Annotated in this window: 15 protein-coding genes; 2 read left to right on the forward strand and 13 right to left on the reverse strand. The window is 71.1% G+C overall.

Features of this window, described 5'->3' with window-relative positions:
* Nucleotides 1-43: 43 nt before the first annotated feature.
* From CNO20_RS13650 to CNO20_RS13690, 9 genes are all read right to left on the reverse strand, one after another.
* Nucleotides 44-1462 (reverse strand): S8 family serine peptidase, encoded by a 1419-nt coding sequence (locus CNO20_RS13650; RefSeq protein ID WP_101296664.1) that lies wholly within the window; start codon nucleotides 1460-1462, stop codon nucleotides 44-46.
* 223 nt (nucleotides 1463-1685) lie between these two features.
* Complete coding sequence (locus CNO20_RS13655) at nucleotides 1686-4475, reverse strand: S8 family serine peptidase (protein WP_101296665.1); 2790 nt, start codon at nucleotides 4473-4475, stop codon at nucleotides 1686-1688.
* A 187-nt stretch (nucleotides 4476-4662) separates the two neighbouring features.
* Complete coding sequence (locus CNO20_RS13660; protein ID WP_101296666.1) at nucleotides 4663-6648, reverse strand: bacterio-opsin activator domain-containing protein; 1986 nt, start codon at nucleotides 6646-6648, stop codon at nucleotides 4663-4665.
* 218 nt (nucleotides 6649-6866) lie between these two features.
* Nucleotides 6867-7943, reverse strand: coding sequence for a phosphotransacetylase family protein (locus tag CNO20_RS13665; RefSeq protein WP_101296667.1), 1077 nt, complete (start codon nucleotides 7941-7943; stop codon nucleotides 6867-6869).
* Between the two features lie 20 nt (nucleotides 7944-7963).
* Complete coding sequence (locus CNO20_RS13670) at nucleotides 7964-10057, reverse strand: acetate--CoA ligase family protein (RefSeq protein ID WP_101296668.1); 2094 nt, start codon at nucleotides 10055-10057, stop codon at nucleotides 7964-7966.
* Nucleotides 10058-10285: 228 nt separating this feature from the next.
* On the reverse strand, nucleotides 10286-11521 hold the full coding sequence (locus CNO20_RS13675) for a hypothetical protein (RefSeq protein WP_101296669.1): 1236 nt from the start codon (nucleotides 11519-11521) through the stop codon (nucleotides 10286-10288).
* Between the two features lie 154 nt (nucleotides 11522-11675).
* Nucleotides 11676-11969: a DUF7967 family protein gene (locus CNO20_RS13680; protein ID WP_101296670.1), complete on the reverse strand. Its 294-nt coding sequence runs from the start codon at nucleotides 11967-11969 to the stop codon at nucleotides 11676-11678.
* On the reverse strand, nucleotides 11966-13174 hold the full coding sequence (locus CNO20_RS13685; protein ID WP_101296671.1) for a putative manganese transporter: 1209 nt from the start codon (nucleotides 13172-13174) through the stop codon (nucleotides 11966-11968). Before CNO20_RS13685 ends, CNO20_RS13680 begins: the two co-directional genes overlap by 4 nt.
* Before the next feature lie 385 nt (nucleotides 13175-13559).
* Entirely contained in the window at nucleotides 13560-14036 is a 477-nt protein-coding gene (locus CNO20_RS13690; protein ID WP_101296672.1) for a YbaK/EbsC family protein, read from the reverse strand.
* 259 nt (nucleotides 14037-14295) lie between these two features.
* Here CNO20_RS13690 and CNO20_RS13695 point away from each other — a divergent pair, with 259 nt between their 5' ends.
* Entirely contained in the window at nucleotides 14296-15102 is an 807-nt protein-coding gene (locus tag CNO20_RS13695; protein WP_101296673.1) for a ZIP family metal transporter, read from the forward strand.
* Nucleotides 15103-15114: 12 nt separating this feature from the next.
* On the opposite strand, the gene CNO20_RS13700 is transcribed toward CNO20_RS13695, so the two are convergent.
* The 4 genes from CNO20_RS13700 to CNO20_RS13710 all read right to left on the reverse strand — a co-directional run bounded on the left by CNO20_RS13700 (nucleotide 15115) and on the right by CNO20_RS13710 (nucleotide 17259).
* Nucleotides 15115-15399 (reverse strand): DUF7545 family protein, encoded by a 285-nt coding sequence (locus CNO20_RS13700; RefSeq protein ID WP_101296674.1) that lies wholly within the window; start codon nucleotides 15397-15399, stop codon nucleotides 15115-15117.
* A 113-nt stretch (nucleotides 15400-15512) separates the two neighbouring features.
* Nucleotides 15513-15764 carry a DUF8029 family protein gene (locus CNO20_RS13705; RefSeq protein WP_101296675.1) on the reverse strand — a complete coding sequence of 84 codons (252 nt, stop codon included), beginning with the start codon at nucleotides 15762-15764 and terminating at the stop codon, nucleotides 15513-15515.
* 176 nt (nucleotides 15765-15940) lie between these two features.
* Complete coding sequence (locus tag CNO20_RS24115; RefSeq protein ID WP_269844145.1) at nucleotides 15941-16063, reverse strand: hypothetical protein; 123 nt, start codon at nucleotides 16061-16063, stop codon at nucleotides 15941-15943.
* A 71-nt stretch (nucleotides 16064-16134) separates the two neighbouring features.
* Nucleotides 16135-17259 (reverse strand): NAD(P)/FAD-dependent oxidoreductase, encoded by a 1125-nt coding sequence (locus tag CNO20_RS13710; protein ID WP_101296676.1) that lies wholly within the window; start codon nucleotides 17257-17259, stop codon nucleotides 16135-16137.
* Nucleotides 17260-17512: 253 nt separating this feature from the next.
* On the opposite strand from CNO20_RS13710, the gene CNO20_RS13715 reads away from it, so the two are divergent.
* Entirely contained in the window at nucleotides 17513-17797 is a 285-nt protein-coding gene (locus CNO20_RS13715; protein WP_101296677.1) for a DUF357 domain-containing protein, read from the forward strand.
* The last annotated feature ends 93 nt before the right edge of the window (nucleotides 17798-17890 follow it).

A 17890-nucleotide genomic window follows, 5' to 3' on the forward strand; every position in this document is an offset into this window, starting at 1 on the left:
TGTCGGGTGTGGTCGCGTTCGCGCGTCGTTCGTGCGGGCGGGTTCAGTCCGCGAGCGTCACGTCGTCGAAGCCGGCGAGGTTCCCCGCCTCCGCGCGCTCGACGGCGCCGACGGCGTCCACGAAGCCGGCGCCGACGCTGGCGGGCTCGTACTCGTCGCGGGCGTCGTACGCCTCGGCCTCGACCGTGTTGAGCACGTCGAGGGGGTCGGGGAACGATCCGTGCGACTGCCGGTAGGCGTCGACGACGAGCGTCGCGATTCCGCTCGCGTGCGGGCAGGCCATGCTCGTTCCGCTTATCGTCGCGTAGTAGAGGCGGCCGTCGTCGGCGCTCTGCGCCTGCAGCGGGTCGTCCGGCGACATCGTGCTCACGATGTCGCTGCCCGGCGCGCCGACGCCCGGCCGGTAGACCCCGAGGGGATCGCTCCGCTCGCCGGTCGCGTAATACTCCTCCAGGTTGCGGTAGGCGGTCTCGCGGTCGTGGTTGCTCCCGTCGTTCCGGCCGCGCGAGGAGAAGTCGGTGACGGACTTGTCGTCCCGCGTCGCCGCGACGCCGAGGACGTGCGGGGCCTTCGCGTAGTCGTTGAGGGTCCCGTAGTCGGGACCGGAGTTGCCGGCGGCGAACACCGGGAGGATGCCCGCCTCCATCGCGTGCCACGTCGCGACGTTGAGCGCGCCGTCGGGGTCGAAGTCCTCGCCGCTCGACGCGCCGTAGGAGTTCGAGACGACCTGGTACGTCCCCCCGTCGCCGTTCGCGAGCACGTGGTCGTACGCCGCGACGGCCTTCAGGATCGTGATCGTCAGGCCGGTCGAGTAGCTCGTGAGCGTCGCGTCGGGGGCCATCCCCCGGAACCGCCCGTCGCTCGCGCTCCCGTCGCCGCCGATCGTGCCGGAGCAGTGGGTCCCGTGGCCGATGTCGTCGGTGTCGAGCGGGCCGGCCTCGACCCACAGCGTCGGATCGCCGAGGGGGTTGCCCGCCCACTGGTAGTTCGCGTCGATCGCCTCTGCGAGGTCCGGGTGGTCGCCGTCGACGCCGCTGTCGATGACGACCGCGTGCGCCGACTCGCCGGTGTAGCCGTAGTCCGACTGGACCGTCTCGACGCCGGTCACCTCGCGGCCGTCGTCGTTGAAGTACTCCAGTTCGTCGTTTGCCTGCACCCGGCGGACCTCGGGCCACCCGGCGACGGTTTCGATCTGCGGGCCGGTGAGCTTCGCGTAGCCGATCGGCAGCACCTCGAACGCGAGGTACCCCTCGTCGAGGTCGAGCTCGCCGAGCCTGTCCACGTCGTCGTTGGACGCGAAGACGACGAGCGCCTCCTGGAGCGCGTCGCTCGCGGTGTCGAGGGTGTCGTCGACTACGCCGGAGAGCGTCGCGGCGCTCGCGGGGCCGGCCAGGGGGACGAGCGAGGCCGCGCCGGTCGCTTTGAGTACGGTTCGTCTCGTGAACTGCGTGCGGTCTGTCATTCGTGTGGTGTGTGGGTTTTCGGTTGCGCGTCGGTGCGATCCGCGGTGCGGTTCGCGGTGCGACGCGGTTCGATTCGCCGCGCGGGCCGGCCCGCGCGGTCGGGTCGTGCGGTCGAGTCGCCGGTGGCGGAGCGCCGTCGGGGGCGGAGCGCATCGGTCGATCCGTTCCCCGCCCGATCTGCCGACTCGTCATCGCCGACGACGGCCGGCGGCGTGGCCGCGACTACGTGCTCTGGCCGAGCACGACGTTCGCGTCGCTCGTGCCGTCGAGCTGGACCCAGGTCTCGCCGCCGTCGGCCGAGGCCGCGAGCGGGCCGAAGACGTACTCGCCGCTCTCCTCGATCGAGTCCGGAGCCTCGGCGAAGTAGGTCGCCGAAAGCGCGTCGGCGGGTCCCGCCTCGAAGTAGACGTACTGGACGTCGCCCGCGTCCTCGACGCGCGAGACGTCGTCTGAGTGCTCGGTCAGGACGGTCCACTCCGCCGGCACGACGTCGCGGACCTCGACGGCCTCGGTCGCCTCGACGGAGACGTCGATCCGGTTCGTCTGCCCGCCGGTGAAGACGGAGGCGTCGTCCTCGCGGGTCCCGGACGCCAGGAATCCCCGCGTCTCCTCGACGGTCAGGTCGAGGTGGACCTGCACGTCGTAGCCGTTGACCACGCCGGGCACGTCGACCAGCTTCGCGACGACGGCGTACGCGCCGCCCTCGGTCGCGAAGGAGAGCGAGCCCTCCCCGGCGAGCGCCCGGGTCCGCGCGACGACGTTCGGCTCGCCGTGTTCCGCCGGCGCTTCGAGGTCGTAGACGAACAGGTCGACGTGCGGGTCGCCCTCGGCGGCCCCTTTGTTCGCGCCGGAGAGGTGGCTGACCGAGACGTCGACGCCGTAGACGCCGGCGTCGGCCTCGACGTAGCCCGCGACGGCCCGCTCGTCCTCGGGGACGTTCAGGCCGACGACGCCGCGGGTCGCCTCGCCGATCGGAAGCGCCCGCGAGACGGCGTCGACCGCCGCGCCGGGGTTCACCCGACCGTACCCCTCGTAGGGGTCGCGGGCGCCGAAGTCGTACGTCGGGGCGTGGGCGCGGTGGTACGGCGCGGCGGTGAACGCCGTCTCCGTCGCCGTGGCGAGGAGCACCTGCTTGAACCGGAGCGCGTCCTCGAGGCCGGCCTCGGCGGGCTCGGGCAGCGCGACGCTCGCCGGCGCGTCCTCCTCCATCGCCTGCGCGAGGAGGTTCGCCGCGCCCGCGACGTAGGGCGCGGCCATGCTCGTGCCGGCCTTGCCCGTGTAGTCGCGGATCGGCGGCTGCTCGCCCTCGGGCGCGTCCGGGTCGCCGTTCTCGGCGGCGCGCGCGAGGTCCGTCACCGTGCCGCCCGGCGCGGTCACGTCGGGCTTCCTGTACGCCGTCTCCGTGTCCTCGTCGTACGCCGCGAGGCCGCCGCTGGAGTAGGAGGCGATCCCGTCGAGCGGGCCGGTGGCGACGACCGACACGGCCTCGTCGGCGAGCGCCGGGCCGCCGGAGTTGGCCGGGGTCGCGCTGTTGCCCGCCGACGCCGACAACAGAATGCCCGCCGAGGCGATGTCCTTCACGAGCGAGGGGTCGGAGGCGAGCAGGCCGCCCGCCGCGCCGAGCGGCGCGCCGCCGACGTAGCCCCACGACATGTTGACCGTCCGGAGGTTGAACCGCGAGGCGAACTCGTCGGCGTAATCCGCGAGGTCCTGCGTCGCGCCGCTGAGCCCCTGGAGGCCGACGATCCCGGCGTTCGGAGCCAGCCCCGCGTGGACGCTCGCGTCGCCGTCCGCGGTTCGGTCGCCGACGGTCTCGTCCTCGCGGTAGAACGCGCCGACGCTCACGGTCTCGACGCGGGCGGCGGTCAGGATCTCCCCGTCGTACGGCGTGACGTGGACGGCGTACGTCGCCTCGCCCGACTCGTGGACGGTCGGCGCGTCGACGACGTTGTTGTCCCACTCGCTCGTGTCGTCGACCCCGACGGTGGAGGCCGCCAGCTCCTCGCCGTCGGGGCCCTCGATGCTGATCTCGATGAAGTCGCCGTACGCCGAGGCGTAGACGCCCGTGTCGGCCCGCGCGGTCACCTCGTAGGTCAGCGCGTCGCCGAGCGCGAGCGTCGTCCGCGGGTCGTCCTCCGTCACGGTCGACGGGTCGATCGCGCTCGCCCGGCCGCTGCCGGCCATGATCGACGAGACGTGCGTCCCGTGGCCGTTGCCGTCCCTGGGCTCGTCGTACCCGCCGTAACGGTCGCTCTCGCTGTACCAGCCGACGGTCTTGACCGCGTCCGGTCGGACCGTCCCGCCGGTTCCGTCGAACACGTCGCCCGAGAACTCGGTCACGGAGCCCTCGTACCGGTAGTAGCTCGCGGCGATCTCGTAGCCCGTCGCCAGCGAGGCGTACGTCTCGACGACGAACGCGTACGTCTCGCCGCCTTCGACGTCGACCTGCAGGGTCTCCGGCATCTCGGCGGTGGCGGACGTGGCGACCCGCTCGCCCGTGTCGTCCTCGACGTAGAACTCCAGGTCGTTCACGTCGCCGACCGACCACGACAGCTCCGCCCGCACCTCGTCGGCGGACGCGGGGGCGGTGAACTCGTGGCGGCGCACGTCCGGCGTCGCGAACGTCCCCGGGCCGATCGTCCCGGAGAACGACTCGGACTCGTCGAGTTCGGTCCGGTCGACGGCGTCCGCCGTATCCCTCGTCAGCACCAGTTCGCCCCCGCGGGTGACGGCGCGGACCCCGTTCCACGGCCCGAGGTCGGGGTGCCGCGAATCGACCCCGGTGTCGGTGAGCGCGACCGTCCGATCGATTCGGCCGCGGTAGCCGCGATCCCACGCGTGTCGCGCCTCCCGGACGCGCCAGTTCAGGAACGCCTCGTCCGTCGTCGCCGCACCCTGTGCCCCGCCCGGCACGCCGACGCCGAGGAGCCCCGCCCCGGCGACGGCTCCGGTCGCCCGAAGGAACGTCCGACGGGAGGTCCCGTCGGGCGCGTCTCTGTCATCCTTTCGCATTGCGTCCTACAAAATTGAATCACCGTAGAAAAGTCGATTACCTAACCGGTTAGGTTCGGAGAACGTATCGATCGAGGACTAGTCCGCGCGGCGAACGGGGCCTTTGGCCCCGGGACACCCGGGTTCCCGTCGCACCCGCCGCTGTCCGAGTCAGGCTCCGGGCCGTCCGCGGCGCGACCGGGGTGCGCTACTCCTCGGGTTCGGCGTCGCCCTCGAAGAACGCGCGCAGCAGCTTGTTCTGGACGCGGCGGATGTGCTCGTGGAACGTCGGCGCGGAGATGTCGAGCGAGTCGGCGATCTCCTCGGCGGTGCTGCCCCGCGGCCACTCGAAGTAGCCGGCGAGGTACGCCGTCTCGAGCACCTCCCGCTGGCGCTCCGTGAGGGCGTCGTCGAGCGCGTTCCGGAACTCCAACCCGCGGGCGCTCGTGCGCTCGCGCTCGCGCTGGGCGAGAAGCTCCGCGCTCGGGTACCGCCCCCGGACGGCCTCGATGACCGTCCGGACGTCCGCCCGCTGGGGGAGTTCGATGCGGGTTTCGCCCGCGCCGCCCTCGGCGGAGGCGCGGCGGAGGACGCCCCCGTGGTCGGCCACCAGCGAGGCGATAGACGCGTCGGGCGTCGTCACTCTGACGACGCTCGCCCCGTCGTACTCGGCGACGAGCGCCGCCTCGCCGCCCCGCTCGCGCGCGAGATCGATCACCGCCTCTGCCGGGCCGCCCTCCACGGAGAGGAACTCGGCCAGCGAGCCGTCGGCCCGCTCGACGGCGCCCTCCAGCGACACGGCGCAGTTGGCCGCAGCCGAGGCCTCGACGAAGAACGGGCCGACGTCCGGGAAGCCCACGCTCAGCTCGATGACGGCGTCGCTCACGAGCGCGCGTCGCTGTTCGACCGCGCTGATCGCGTAGGCGATCGTCTCGCCGAGCTCCGCCAGCACCGCCCGTTCGGTCTCGTCGAAGGCGTTCGGCCGCGGCGCGTACACGCAGAGGACGCCGTACGTCGCGTCGCGGTACTCGAGGGGGATCGCGGCCGCCGATCGGTAGCCGCGTTCGAGCGCCGCCTCGCGCCACGGTTCGGACGCCGGGTCGTCCGCGATGTTCTGCGCGACGAGGACGGCCCTCTTCTCGATCGCGGTCGCGGCCGTCACGCTGCCGTTCCCGACGGGTTCGACGACCGACCGCTCGTCGAGGTATCCCTCCTCGACGCCCGCCCACGCGCGCGGGTCGACCCGCTCGCCGGTGAAGTCGAGTTCGCCGATCCACGCGAACCGGTACAGCCCCTCGTCGGCGAGGTGCTCGCAGACCGCCCGTTCGATCTCCTCGCGCGTGGACGCTCGGACGAGCGCCTCGTTCACGTCGCGGATGACCGCGTTGATGTGGTTCAGCGTCTCCAGCCGCTCGGCCTGCCGTTCGAGCGCGCGCTCGCGGCGCTTGCGCTCCGTGATGTCGCGGCCGATCCCGCAGATGGCGATCGGTTCGCCGGCCTCGTCCCTGAGGAGCGACCCCGTGAACTCGTAGGGGATGCGCTCGCCGTCCGTGGTGAGTATGTCGGCCTGCGTCTGCGCCTGCCCCTCCGACACGGCCCGGGCGATCGCCGCCGTGATCGGTTCCGCGTCCTCCCGCGCGACGAAGTCCGTCGGCGACATCCCGGCGATGGCGTCGTCGCCGTACCCCGTGACCGCCGTCAGGCGCTCGTTCCAGCGGAGGAAGTTCCCCTCCAGGTCGAACACGAAGAAGATGTCCGTCAGCGTGTCCAGGGCAGACCCCACGAGGTCGGTCTCGCCGGGGAGGGTGCGCTCCGACGCGTAGGAGTCGACGGTGTGGCGGAGCACCGCGGCGAGTTCGAGCGCGACGTCGTCGGCGTCGCTCCCGCCCCGACGGACGCAGCGGTCTGCGCCGGCGTCGAGCGCCCTCGCGGCCTCATCGCCCGTGCGGTGAAGCACCGCGACTGTCAGCGACGACCGGCGGTCGCGGAGCGATTCGACGGTCGCGAGCCCGGCGGCGTCCAGCAGTTCGTCGCCGACGACGACGGCGTCCGTCCCGGAATTCAACCGCTCGACCGCCTCCGTCGCCGTCCCGACGGACGTCACGTCGAGCCCGTGATCGCGCGCGAGAGACGCACCGAGCCGGTCGAGCCACTCGTCCTCGCCGACGACCAACACGTCGAGGGGCTCCTGCATCACCTCCGCATTCGTCCGGAAGGCCTTAAGCGCGTTTCTCTCCCGATCGCCGTTCGGGGCCGCGACTCGAACCGGACCGGAGCCGAGGTCGGACCGGAATACAAGCGAAAGTACAAGCGAAACTGGGCCGAAACCGGAACTCGACGCGCACCGGAACCGGAACCGACGCCGGGACGCCCGTCCGCCCGCAGTCCATCCCGCGGCGGTTCCCGTCCCCGTCAGTCCTCCGCCGCGTCCGCCGCGCCGATCAGCGCGTCGACGTCGGCGTGCTCGAACAGCAGGTCGCGCAGCAGGGTGACGGTGTGCTCGTCGCGGGTCCGACCGCCGCGGACGACCCCCTCGGCGCGCTCGATGGTGGTGAGGGTGTCCGCGTTGACGAGCAGGACGGGGACGCCCTTCTCCTCGGCGCGGCCGAGCACCGCGCTCGGCGGGCGGAGGCCGCCCGTGAGAATGAGACACTTCACGCCGGGCGCTTCGAGCGCGGCCGTGTGGATCTCCGAGCGGTCGCCGCCGGTGATGACCGCGGCGTCCTTGGTGCGCCGGAAGTACCGGAGCGCCGAGTCGCCGCTCATCGCGCCGACGAGGAAGCGCTCGACGAACGCGTCCGTCGGCGCGTCGGTCGCCACCTCCGCGCCGAGTTCGTCCGCGAGCCCCTCGATCGTGACGCCCGCGAGCTCCCGCTTGCGCGGCAGGACGCCGAGGACGGTGACGCCGCGGTTTTCGAGGAACGGGACCACGTCCGTCTCGAGCTCGTCGAACGCCGCGTCCGCGACGCGGTTGAACATGACGCCGGCGAGCCGGTCGCCGAAGTCGTCGGCCGCTGCGAGCACCTCGTCGACGTCCGCGGGCTTCCCGTAGTCGGCGACGAGCAGCACGTCGGCGTCGAGCAGTTCGGCGACCGCGGGGTCGTCGAGGTCGATGATGCCGCCGGTTGTGTAGCGCCCCGCGCCCTCGACGAGCATGAGGTCGCTGTCGTCTGCGAGCTGGTCGTAGTACTCGCGGACGATCTCGGCGAGCTCCTGGCCGTCCTCCTGGCCGCGGATCGCGCCGTCGACGAACGTCGGCGAGTAGACGATGGGCTCCATCTGGTGCATCTCGGCGTCGAGCCCGAGCAGCTCCCGCGCGAGCATCGGGTCCCGGTCGAGCGTCTTGCCGACGTTGCTCTGCAGGCGCGTCCCCTTCGGCTTCATGTAGCCGACGTCGAGGCCGCGCTCCTGCGCGAGCAGGCCGAGCGCGATCGTGACGGCGGTCTTTCCGGTGCTGTCCTGGATCGATGTGACGAGTAGCGTGTTCATGGCTTGTCGGGGGGGTGTGTTCAGAGTTCGTCGGGGTCGACGGTCAGTCTGACGTCGACGGCCTTCACGCCGTCGGACGTCGCGACGAGCGGGTTGACGTCCAGTTCGAGGATCGCCGGGAAGTCCGTGACGAGCTGCGACAGGCGTTGGATCGTCTCGACGATGCCGCCGCGGTCGACCGGGTCGCGGCCGCGCGCGCCCCTGAGGAGCGGCGCCGTCTTGATCTCCTCCGTCATCTCCGTCGCCTCGCGTTCGGAGACGGGCGCGACCCTGAACGTGGTGTCCTCGAGGATCTCGACGAAGATGCCGCCGAGACCGAACATGAGGAGCGGCCCGAACTGCGGGTCGCGGTTCACGCCGACGATGGTCTCGACGCCCGAGTCGAGGTCGACCATCTCCTGCACCTGCACGCCGAGGATGGTCGCGTCCGGCTGGTAGTTGCGCGCCCGCGTCACGAGGTCCTCGTAGGCGTCGTACACGTCCTCGTCCGCGACGCCGACCTTGACGCCGCCGATGTCCGACTTGTGCAGGATGTCCGGGCTCACGATCTTCATCACGACGTCGCCGTCGACGTCGGCCGCCGCCTCCTCGGCCGCCGTCGGCGAGTCGACGATGGCGCCCGCGGGCGTCTCGATGCCGTAGGCGTCGAGCAGCCCCATCGCCTCGACGCCGAGGCGGTTGTCGTCGCGGCCTCTCACGCTCTCGAGTACCTCGCGGGCGCGCTCGCGGTCGACGTCGAACGCCGTCGGCGCCTCGTACTCGCGCTCGCTGATCCCGCGGTACCGCCGCAGCGCGTCGAGCGCCCCGACGGCCCGCGCGGGGTCGAAATAGTTCGGAATCCCCGCCTCCCCGAGGATCTCGGCCGCGGGGGCGACCCGCTCGCCGCCCATGAAGCAGGCCGCGACGGGCTTGCCGTGCTTTTCGCGCATCTCGACCGTCGCCTCCGCGAGGTCCTCGTAGTCGAGGACCGCCGTCGGACACGAGAGCACGAGCGCCATGCCGACGTTCCCGTCGCCGAGGGCGACGTCGAGCGCGTCTCGGAACCGGTCGATGTCGGCGTCGCCGACGATGTCGACCGGGTTGTAGATGTTCCCCTCCTCGGGGAGTTTCTCCTCGAAGGCCGCGAGGGTCTCCTCGGAGAAGGAGGCCATCGAGAGGCCGGACTCGCCGACCGCGTCGGTCGACATCACGCCCGGTCCGCCGGCGTTCGTGATGACGGCGACGTCGTCGCCGTCGGGCAGCGGCTGGTTGGCGAGCATCTGCGCCGCGTCGAAGAGCTCCTGGACTGACTCGGCGCGGATGACGCCCGCCTGGTCGAGGCCCGCCTCGTAGGCCTGCTCACTTCCGGCGATCGTGCCGGTGTGCGAGGAGGCGGCCTGCGCCCCGGCGTCCGTGCGACCCGACTTGACGAGGACGATCGGCGTGTCCCCCGTCACCTCGCGGGCGGCGTCGATGAACTCCCGGCCGTGCTCGATCCCCTCGAGGTACCCGATGACGACGTCCGTGTCGGGGTCGTCGCCCCACTCCCGGACGAAGTCGGACTCGTCGAGGACGGCCTTGTTGCCCAGCGAGACGACGTCCTTGAAGCCGATCCCCTCGTCGTTCGCCCAGTCGAGGACGGCCGTGATGAACGCGCCCGACTGGCTCATGAACGACATCGACCCCGGCTCGGCGTTCTCGGGGCCGAACGTGGCGTTCATGCCGTTCGGCGTGCTCATGATTCCGAGGCTGTTCGGCCCGACGAGGTCGAGGTCGTACTCCGCCGCGACGTCGGTGAGCTCCCGCTCGCGGTTCGCGCCCTCGCTGCCGGTCTCGCCGAAGCCGGCCGTGATGACGACGGCGCTCCCCACGCCCGCCTCGCCGGCCTCGCGGACGGCGTCGACGGCGATGTGCGGGGGAACGACGACGACCGCGAGGTCGGCGTCCGCGTCGGCGACTTCGGGGACGCACGGCAACCCGAGCACCTCGTTGTAGTTGGGGTTGACCGGCACGACCTCGCCATCGAAGTCGGTGACGAGATTGTCCATGATGGCGCGGCCGACGGACCCCTCGCGCTCCGTCGCGCCGATGACGGCGATCCGCTCCGGCGCGAATAACTCGGCTAGCTCTCCCATCGGACGAGAGTTGCCGCCGTCTCCGCATAAAACTGGGCATGTGCGGCGTCTCACGGCACCTGTCACCACTTTTCAGCCGATCGAAAAATCGTTGCAGATGGACGGCGAGCGCGCGGTCCGCGGACGATCTTCGGACGGGCGGAGAGGGATCGGCGGTGAGTCGGGGACCGGTCGAGGAAAGCCGGTCGCGGCGGACCGGTGGCGAGTCGGCCGACCGGCCGATGCGCCTCACCCACTGGCGAGGAGGCGTCCGCCCCACGCGTACAGACCCAGCGCGACGAGCGCGGCGACCAGGTGGAGCTCGGACACCCAGTACGGCAGCGCGACCGCGTGTCTGAGTCCGGCGAGGAGCGTCGACAGGACCGGAACGTCCCGGCCGCCCGTCTCGTCCGGGTCGACGCCGTCCGAGGACGCGGGGTAGGGGTTTCTCGCGGACTCCTCGAAGGGGACGCGGTCGGCCTCGTAGGGCAGCGCTTCCACGGTGTAGCTCGCCACGACGCTCCCGTCGCGGCGGACCTCGACGATCCGGTTGTTCCGGCTGTCCGTGATCAGGGTGTTGCCGTTCGGCAGTCGATCGGCGTCCCGCGGCCAGTCGAACGCGATCCCGTCCGCCTCCGTGAGCACCCAGACCACCTCCCACTCGCCGTCGTCGTTTCGGTGGAGCTCGACGACCCGGTCGTTCTCGCTGTCGGCGACGACCACGGCCCCGTCGCCGAGCCACTGCGGGTTGTGCTGCTCGTACATGACGGACGGGTCGCGGTCCTCGTTGATCACCTCGACGACGCCCTTTCCTCGTTCAATAACGAGGAGCTGGTTCGTGTTGCGGACGGAGACGAGGTAGCGGTCCTCGCCGATGCGATCGACGTCGTTGATGTGGAGCCAGTCCTCCCGCGTGGGATCCTCGGGGGCCTCGTAGTAGCTGCTCGCGTTCCACGTCCACGTCCGCTCGCCGGTCGACATCTTCATCGTGAAGACGCTCTCGTACTCCATGTCGGCGACGAGCAGCTCGCCGGAGGGCGTGATCTCGGCGTCGTGGACCTCGCTGTCCTTGCGCGTCCGGACCGGGTAGGTCCACTCGTAGACGACGTGCGGTTCGGGCTGCGGTCGGATGATGCGCACGCCCGTCCGCTTGCACGGCGGTTCGTACGGTCCGCACTCCCGGTAGCCGCCGGCGGCGAACGTCGCCAGCACCGATCCGTTGTCCAGGTAGGTGACGTCCGTGTAGCCGATCGCGTTCCCGTGCGACCACGAGACGTTGCCGTCGCCGTCGAGCATGGTCACGTTTCCGCCCCGTGCGGGCCCCTGCACGCCGACGATCGTGCCGTTTTCGGTGTCCGCCTCGGAGGTGACGTTCGTCGTGTCGGCGGCGAGGACCCAGCTGCCGCCGAACGTCAGCACGACGAGCAGCGTGCCGGCGGCGACGAGGATCACCCCGCGCCTGCGGGGGTCTGTCAGCGCGCCCATGAACGGCGTGCGGGCCCGGGCTGTTCCGGACCGGAGGGCGATTCGGCGTCGGTCGTCGGAGCTGACGGATGCATCGTTCGGAGTGTCCGACCCGCCGACGCATAAATCTCAGCCCCCGGAACGGGGTCGAATCGACTCGCCCGGGCGAGAAAAATCAGATGAGGTCGTCCGGATCGTGCTTCGCTCGCATCCGCTCGGCCTCCGACGCGTACGCCTCCCGCGTCTCGGGATCGTCGACCCGCCCCAGGTTTCCCGGCTCCGCGTCGATCGCGGCCGTCGTGTCGCGGGCGTCGTCGAAGCTCGTCAGCGCGCGCTCCTTGCGGAGGTAGCGCGTCCCGTCGGGGGTCGCGTACACGAGGATGACGACGTTCTGCTCGTCGTCGGAGTAGGTGCGCTCGACGAGCCAGGCGCGGACCGCCTCGCTCTCGGCGGACGCGTCCCCGGTCATCCGATCACCCCGAACTCGAACATCGGCCCGAACAGCAGGTGGAGCCCGACGCCGACGACGAGCGCGGGGATCGTCGTGTAGATGCTGGCGACGACCGCGGCCCGCTTGTCGATGGCCAGGAGCGGGAACAGCGCGTCCCCATCCTGGCTGATGGCGTTCGCCACGAGCGCCGAGAAGGGGATCGCCCCCTGCGTGTACGCCGTTGCGAGGACGATCTGCGGCCCGCAGCCGGGGATCAGCCCGACGGCCGCCGCGCCGAGGGGCGCGAGCACGCCCGCGGCGGCGGCGAACGCCTGCATGTCGATACCGGTGAACACGATCCCGTACTCGTAGAGGAGGTACGCGGCGATGACCCAGACGGTGACGAACGACGTCTCCATCGCCGCGTGGGTCAGCGTCTCGTACACCGTGCCGAACGTGTCGCGGGCGCGCCCGACGTGGCCGTGGCCGATGTAGCGCCGGCCGACGAAGTACAGGTAGAACGACAGCACCGTGCCGGCGATGCCGAAGACGGTGAACGCGCCGGCGAAGCTGAGTCCCAACGCCAGAGGAACGTCCGGCGCGCCGATCGCGAGGAACACGACGCCGATCGCCAGCCCGCCGGCGGCGGCGAGCCACCAGAGGCCGAGCGCCGCCTCGCTCACTCTCGCCATGACCGGCGAGTCGCGCGTCGTCCCGACGCCGTCGTCGCACCCGCAGCCCTGCGCCTCCTCGTAGTGGTGGACCTGGCTGCCGATCGGCGGGGTGGCGAACCCGCCGTCGGTCGCGGCGCGGCCGATGCGGCCCACCGCGCGGTCGATGCGCCCCACGCCCATCCCGAACGCGTCGATCGCGTAGCCGAAGACGACGGCGGAGACGAACGCCAGGCCGTACGCGTACAGCGCCGCCTCGGGCGCGAGCACCAGGATGACGAACGCCGAGTCGCCCGCGGTCGCGACGAGCGTCGCCACGACCGTCCCGAAGCTCACGCTCCCGCGGACGTACAGCGGCATCATCACGATCGCGCCGCCGCACCCCGGCGTGAGCCCCATGAGCGCCCCGACGAGCGGCTGTATCCGTTTGCTCTTCTCCAAGCGCTTCACCAACCGCCCGTCCGTCCGGTACTGCAGGTAGCTGAACAGGAGCACCGTCACCGCGACGAACACGCTGACCTGAATAAAGCCGTCCCGTACGGACGTGACAAAGATATCAACTAGCTCTTGCATCTCTCCCCTCACTGATTTCGACTCATCTAAACTCTACTTTAGCTTGCTGGAACTTATTTGTTACTCCGGCTCCAACGCCGGCCGTCCGCGCCGAATCCCCCGATAGATCCCTCGGCCCGAGGCCACACGGGACCGTTCGGAACTGTCTTCGACGGTTCAGAGTCGGCGGCGCGGCCCGAGCGGGCTCTACCGCCTCGGCGTCGATCCGGCGCTCGGGGAGAACTCGTCCGTCGCGACGAGCAGTTCGCCCGGCGAGAGGAAATCGTTTGTGGCGACGATTCCGCGGCGAGAACGACTCCGACGGGGCCCGAAGCCGGCGTCGAACGCGCCGAGCGGCGCAAACGGCGCGTCTCGACGCGCCGAAAGCGAGCGCGCCGTCGGCGCGCTACTCGGCCACGTCCGCCGGATCGGCGTCCGCGAGCCGCGCGAGCGAGTCGGGATCGAGGGGAAAGACCGCGGTCGGCGTCCCTGCGGCCGCCCAGACCGTTCCGTACGCGGTCAGGGACTCGTCGAACAGCACGGGCGGATCCGCGGCGTGACAGAGCGGTGGCACCCCGCCGATGCTCCAGCCGGTGACTTCCCTGACGGTCTCCGCGTCGGCCATCGACACGCGTTCGGGGGCCGCTCCGAGCCGGGCCGCGAGCTTCTCCTCGCTCACGCGGTTCGCGCCGCTCGCGACGACGACGACCGGATCGCCGTCGACCTCGAAGACCAGGCTGCTCGCGATCTGGCCCGTCTCGCAGCCGACGGCCTCCGCGGCGGCCGCGGCCGTCTTCGTCCCCTCCGGAAACTCGCGGACCTCGATGTCGACGCCGTACTCCTCGCGGACGCGGGATGCGAACTCCTCGGCTCGCGGGTGCATGCCGGGTCGTATTCCCGCCGATCGGCATAGTTCCGACGGTCCGCCGGCCGCGCCGCGAAAGCCCGCGGGTCGCGCCGCGACGTCGCCTCGCCGTCCGCGATCCCGCGCTCGCCGCCGGGACGAAACGCCGGGAGAACGAATATGCCCGAAGGCCGCCTACGAGAAACGTGACCCGTCGACGAACCGACCCCGCAGGTCCTCCCGCCTCGCTCCGGCGATCCGAGCCGTCGAACCGGGCCGCGAGCGCGCGTGATCTCCGGTGACGCTCGCGCTCTCGGAGCTCGGGTTCGTGTTCATCGCGGGGCTGTTGACCGCGTGCGCGACGGGGATCGGCGCGCTCCCGTTCTTCTTCGTCGACGACCTGAACGTCCGCTGGAACGTCGCCCTCTGGGGCGTCGCCTCGGGCATCATGCTCTCCGCCTCCGTGTTCGGGCTGCTCTCGGAGGGGCTCGCGAACGGCGCGGCGGTCGATCTCGCCGTCGGCCTCGTCGCGGGCGTCCTGCTCGTGGTCGCGGCCCACGCGCTCATCGAGGGCTACGACGTCCACCCGCGGAAGTACGAGGAGGCGAGCTACCGGAAGCTGCTTTTGATCCTCGGGGTGCTGACCGTCCACAGCTTCCCCGAGGGCGTCGCCGTCGGGGTCTCTTTCGCCGAGTTCGGGCTGACCGGGGCCGACACCGTCCCCGTGCTCGGCGTCGGCGTGCCCGTCCTCGCGGCGTTCATGACGGTCGCCATCTCGATACACAACGTCCCCGAGGGCGTCGCGGTTTCGATCCCGCTGCGGTCGATGGGGGTGCCGAACTGGAAGCTCGTCTGGTGGGCCGTCTTCTCCAGCCTCCCGCAACCGATCGGCGCGGTCGTCGCCTTCTCCTTCGTCAGCGTCGCCCGCGACCTCGTCGCGGCCGGGTTCGGCTTCGCCGCCGGCGCGATGATCTACCTCGTCGTCTCGGAGTTCGTCCCGGAGGCGCTCGATCTCGGCAGATCGCTCCCCGGCCGCGGCCGGCGGGAACTGCTGTTCGGACTCGCCGTCGGCTTCGCGCTCATGATTCCGCTCGCGTTCGTCTGAACGGTCGGCCGTTCAGTGCTGGTGGCCGGTCGCCTCGGCGAACGAGACGCCGAACCGCTCTTCGAACAGCTCCTCGGCCCTCTCGTTGATCTCGCGCAGGTCCGCCGGGGCGTCGCCCTCGGCGTGGTGAACGATCGCGTGCGCGCGCTGGACGAACGAGAGGACCGCGACGTCGGCGACGACCGTCGCCCCCGACTCGCCCTGCTCGGAGAGCACGTCGACGAGGCCCGCCGGGAGGTCGAACGTGTCGGTGTCGCCGCTCGGGTCTTCGACCGTGTAGGTTTCCGTGTCGACCATACCCCTGCCTGGGTGACGGCGACGTAAGGATCTGTGGGTATGGGACGCCGTCGGTCGCCGGACGGGCAAGTGGCTGTCCGCGCCGCGATCGTGGCGACGGCGCGCGTGCCGGGCTACGCGAGCGCGACGGCGGGGGCGAGCTTGGACACCGCGTAGAGCGCGCCGACGAGCACGGTCGCGACGGTCACGACCCGCCACGCGACGCTCAGGAAGAGCCGGGCGACGGAGAGGACCACGCGGGCGACGACGACCGCGACCCCCGCGGCGAGCAGCAGCCAGAGCCACTGTTCGAGCGGCAACCCGAGGAGGCCGCCGATCTGGAGCGTCGGTGCGAGGGCGGTAGCGGAGGCGGACGGGAGACCCATACGGGGGTCCACGGGTCGCCGCTCCAAGGAGGTTACGACCGACTTCACGCCGCGAAGTCGCCGCGCCCGCCGTCTCACAGGGGGTATCGTAGCTGTTCATAGATTCGGCGACAGGGTTCGAACCGCGGTGTCGAGTCTCGTCGCCCTCCATGCACGGATGGCTACGATACCCCCTCTCAGTTCACCTGGACGAAAATCGTGCTTCCGCACTCGCCGCACTGCCGCTTGTTCGACCAGTACTCGCGTCCGCAGTGCTTGCAGCGCCAGTTCGCCCCGATGATCCGCGTGACGAGGCTCATACGGCCGATAGCGACCGAGCGTACTTACGGCTATCGTCGCCCGGCCGCGCGCCCCGGGGCGCGAGATCCGCTCAGTCGTCCGATTCGGCGGTCGCCGGCGCGTCCGCCCCGGAGTCCGCGCGTTCGAGGGATTCGAGGTACTCGTCCGCGTCGATCGCCGCCTTACAGCCCATGCCGCCGGCCGTCACCGCCTGCTGGTAGTGGAAGTCGACCACGTCGCCCGCGCCGAAGATGCCGGGGACGGCTGTCTCGGTGTGCCCGCCGCCGACGCCGCCCTTCGTCTCGATGTACCCCTCCTCGTCCATCTCGACGCCCGTTCCCGCCAGGTACTCCGTGTTCGGCGTGTGGCCGATGGCGTAGAACACGGCGCCGGCGTCGAAGTCGAACTCCTCGGTCTCGGGGTCGTCGAGCTTTTTCGTCGGGTGGCCCTCGGGGTGGCGGACCATGGTGACGCGGTCGACGCCCTCCTCCTGGGTGCCGTGGATCTCCGTCACCTCGGTGTTGAGCAGCAGTTCGATCTCGCCGTCGTCGACCTTCTCCATCACGCGGTCGATCCAGTAGTCCTCGGCGCGGAACTCCTCGCGCCGGTGGACGAGGTACACCTTCGAGGCGAAGCGCGTGAGGAACGAGGCCTCCTCCATCGCCGCGTCGCCGCCGCCGATCACCACGATCTTCTCGTCGCGGAAGAACGCCCCGTCGCAGGTCGCACACGTCGAGAGCCCGTAGCCCATGAGCGTCTCCTCGCCCGGGATGCCGAGGGTGCGGGCGCTCGCGCCGGAGGCCGCGATGACGGCGTCCGCCGTGTACGCGTCGCCGTTCGTGAGCTCGACGCGGAACGGCCGTCGATCGGCGTCGCCGGTACCGGGGGCGCTCCTGCCCGCGGTCGAACTCGGTTCGATCCGCTCGACGGACTCCAGGACGCCGTTTTCGATCTCGGCCCCGAAGCGCTCGGCCTGCTTTTTCATGTTGTTGATCAGCTCGGGTCCCGAGATGCCCTCGGGGAAGCCGGGGTAGTTGTCCACCTCGGTCGTCAGCGTGAGCTGTCCGCCGGGTTCGCCGCCCTCGAAGACGAGCGGCTCGTTGTTCGAGCGCGCGGCGTAGATGGCCGCCGTGAGGCCCGCGATCCCCGTCCCGGCGATGATGAGTTTCCGGTGCTCGACGCCGCCCTCGGCGTCGCTGGAAGAACTCTCGGTCATGTGCGACCGTTCGCGAGCGCGGTGTATTTAGCTTGCGCTGTCCCGCGAACGTGCCGCAATCCCGGAGGCGATCCGCCCGTCGCTTCCCGGCCCTCCCGACGACCCCCGCCGCTTCTCCCTGCTTCTCCCGCTGCTCCCCGCGTCCCACCCGCCGCTTCCTGCTCACCGCTCCCCGCCGATCCGCGGTCCGCCGGGCGGCCGACGACGCGGCCGCGTCGAAGCGCTTACCGACGGGCGGCTGGTTCGTTCGGACATGCCCGCCGACCTCGTCGAAAAGACCGACCGCTACGGAGAGATGCTCACCGACGCCCTGGCCGAGGCGGAAGCGGCCGTCCCTCCGGGGACTCCCCTGGGGAACGCGGCCGCCGAGTGCCGCAAGATGGCGGAGTCGTACCTCGACGACGGCCGGCACTTCCGCGAGGAGGGCGACCCCGTGAACGCGCTCGCCTCGTTCTCCTACGGCTACGGCTGGCTCGACGCCGGCGTCCGGATGGGCCTCTTCGAGGTTCCGGAGGACAGTCGCCTGTTCACGATGTGATCGACCGCTCGCGGTGCGACCGGTGGCGCGCTCGCGCGCCCGAAGGTGTCGGTGTAAATTGCCGGTATCGGGAGATCCGGGCGCGAAAAACGC

Source organism: Halegenticoccus soli, assembly GCF_002844195.1.
Taxonomy (GTDB): domain Archaea; phylum Halobacteriota; class Halobacteria; order Halobacteriales; family Haloferacaceae; genus Halegenticoccus; species Halegenticoccus soli.

Excerpts from the sequence above, each read along its gene's own strand:
- CNO20_RS13685 (WP_101296671.1), bottom strand. The coding sequence starts at position 13,174 with ATGCAAGAGCTAGTTGATATCTTTGTCACGTCCGTACGGGACGGCTTT.
- CNO20_RS24115 (WP_269844145.1), bottom strand. The coding sequence starts at position 16,063 with ATGAGCCTCGTCACGCGGATCATCGGGGCGAACTGGCGCTGCAAGCAC.
- CNO20_RS13665 (WP_101296667.1), bottom strand. The coding sequence starts at position 7,943 with ATGAACACGCTACTCGTCACATCGATCCAGGACAGCACCGGAAAGACC.
- CNO20_RS13700 (WP_101296674.1), bottom strand. The coding sequence starts at position 15,399 with ATGGTCGACACGGAAACCTACACGGTCGAAGACCCGAGCGGCGACACC.
- CNO20_RS13660 (WP_101296666.1), bottom strand. The coding sequence starts at position 6,648 with ATGCAGGAGCCCCTCGACGTGTTGGTCGTCGGCGAGGACGAGTGGCTC.
- CNO20_RS13710 (WP_101296676.1), bottom strand. The coding sequence starts at position 17,259 with ATGACCGAGAGTTCTTCCAGCGACGCCGAGGGCGGCGTCGAGCACCGG.
- CNO20_RS13670 (WP_101296668.1), bottom strand. The coding sequence starts at position 10,057 with ATGGGAGAGCTAGCCGAGTTATTCGCGCCGGAGCGGATCGCCGTCATC.
- CNO20_RS13690 (WP_101296672.1), bottom strand. The coding sequence starts at position 14,036 with ATGCACCCGCGAGCCGAGGAGTTCGCATCCCGCGTCCGCGAGGAGTAC.
- CNO20_RS13680 (WP_101296670.1), bottom strand. The coding sequence starts at position 11,969 with ATGACCGGGGACGCGTCCGCCGAGAGCGAGGCGGTCCGCGCCTGGCTC.
- CNO20_RS13715 (WP_101296677.1), top strand. The coding sequence starts at position 17,513 with ATGCCCGCCGACCTCGTCGAAAAGACCGACCGCTACGGAGAGATGCTC.
- CNO20_RS13650 (WP_101296664.1), bottom strand. The coding sequence starts at position 1,462 with ATGACAGACCGCACGCAGTTCACGAGACGAACCGTACTCAAAGCGACC.
- CNO20_RS13705 (WP_101296675.1), bottom strand. The coding sequence starts at position 15,764 with ATGGGTCTCCCGTCCGCCTCCGCTACCGCCCTCGCACCGACGCTCCAG.
- CNO20_RS13655 (WP_101296665.1), bottom strand. The coding sequence starts at position 4,475 with ATGCGAAAGGATGACAGAGACGCGCCCGACGGGACCTCCCGTCGGACG.
- CNO20_RS13675 (WP_101296669.1), bottom strand. The coding sequence starts at position 11,521 with ATGGGCGCGCTGACAGACCCCCGCAGGCGCGGGGTGATCCTCGTCGCC.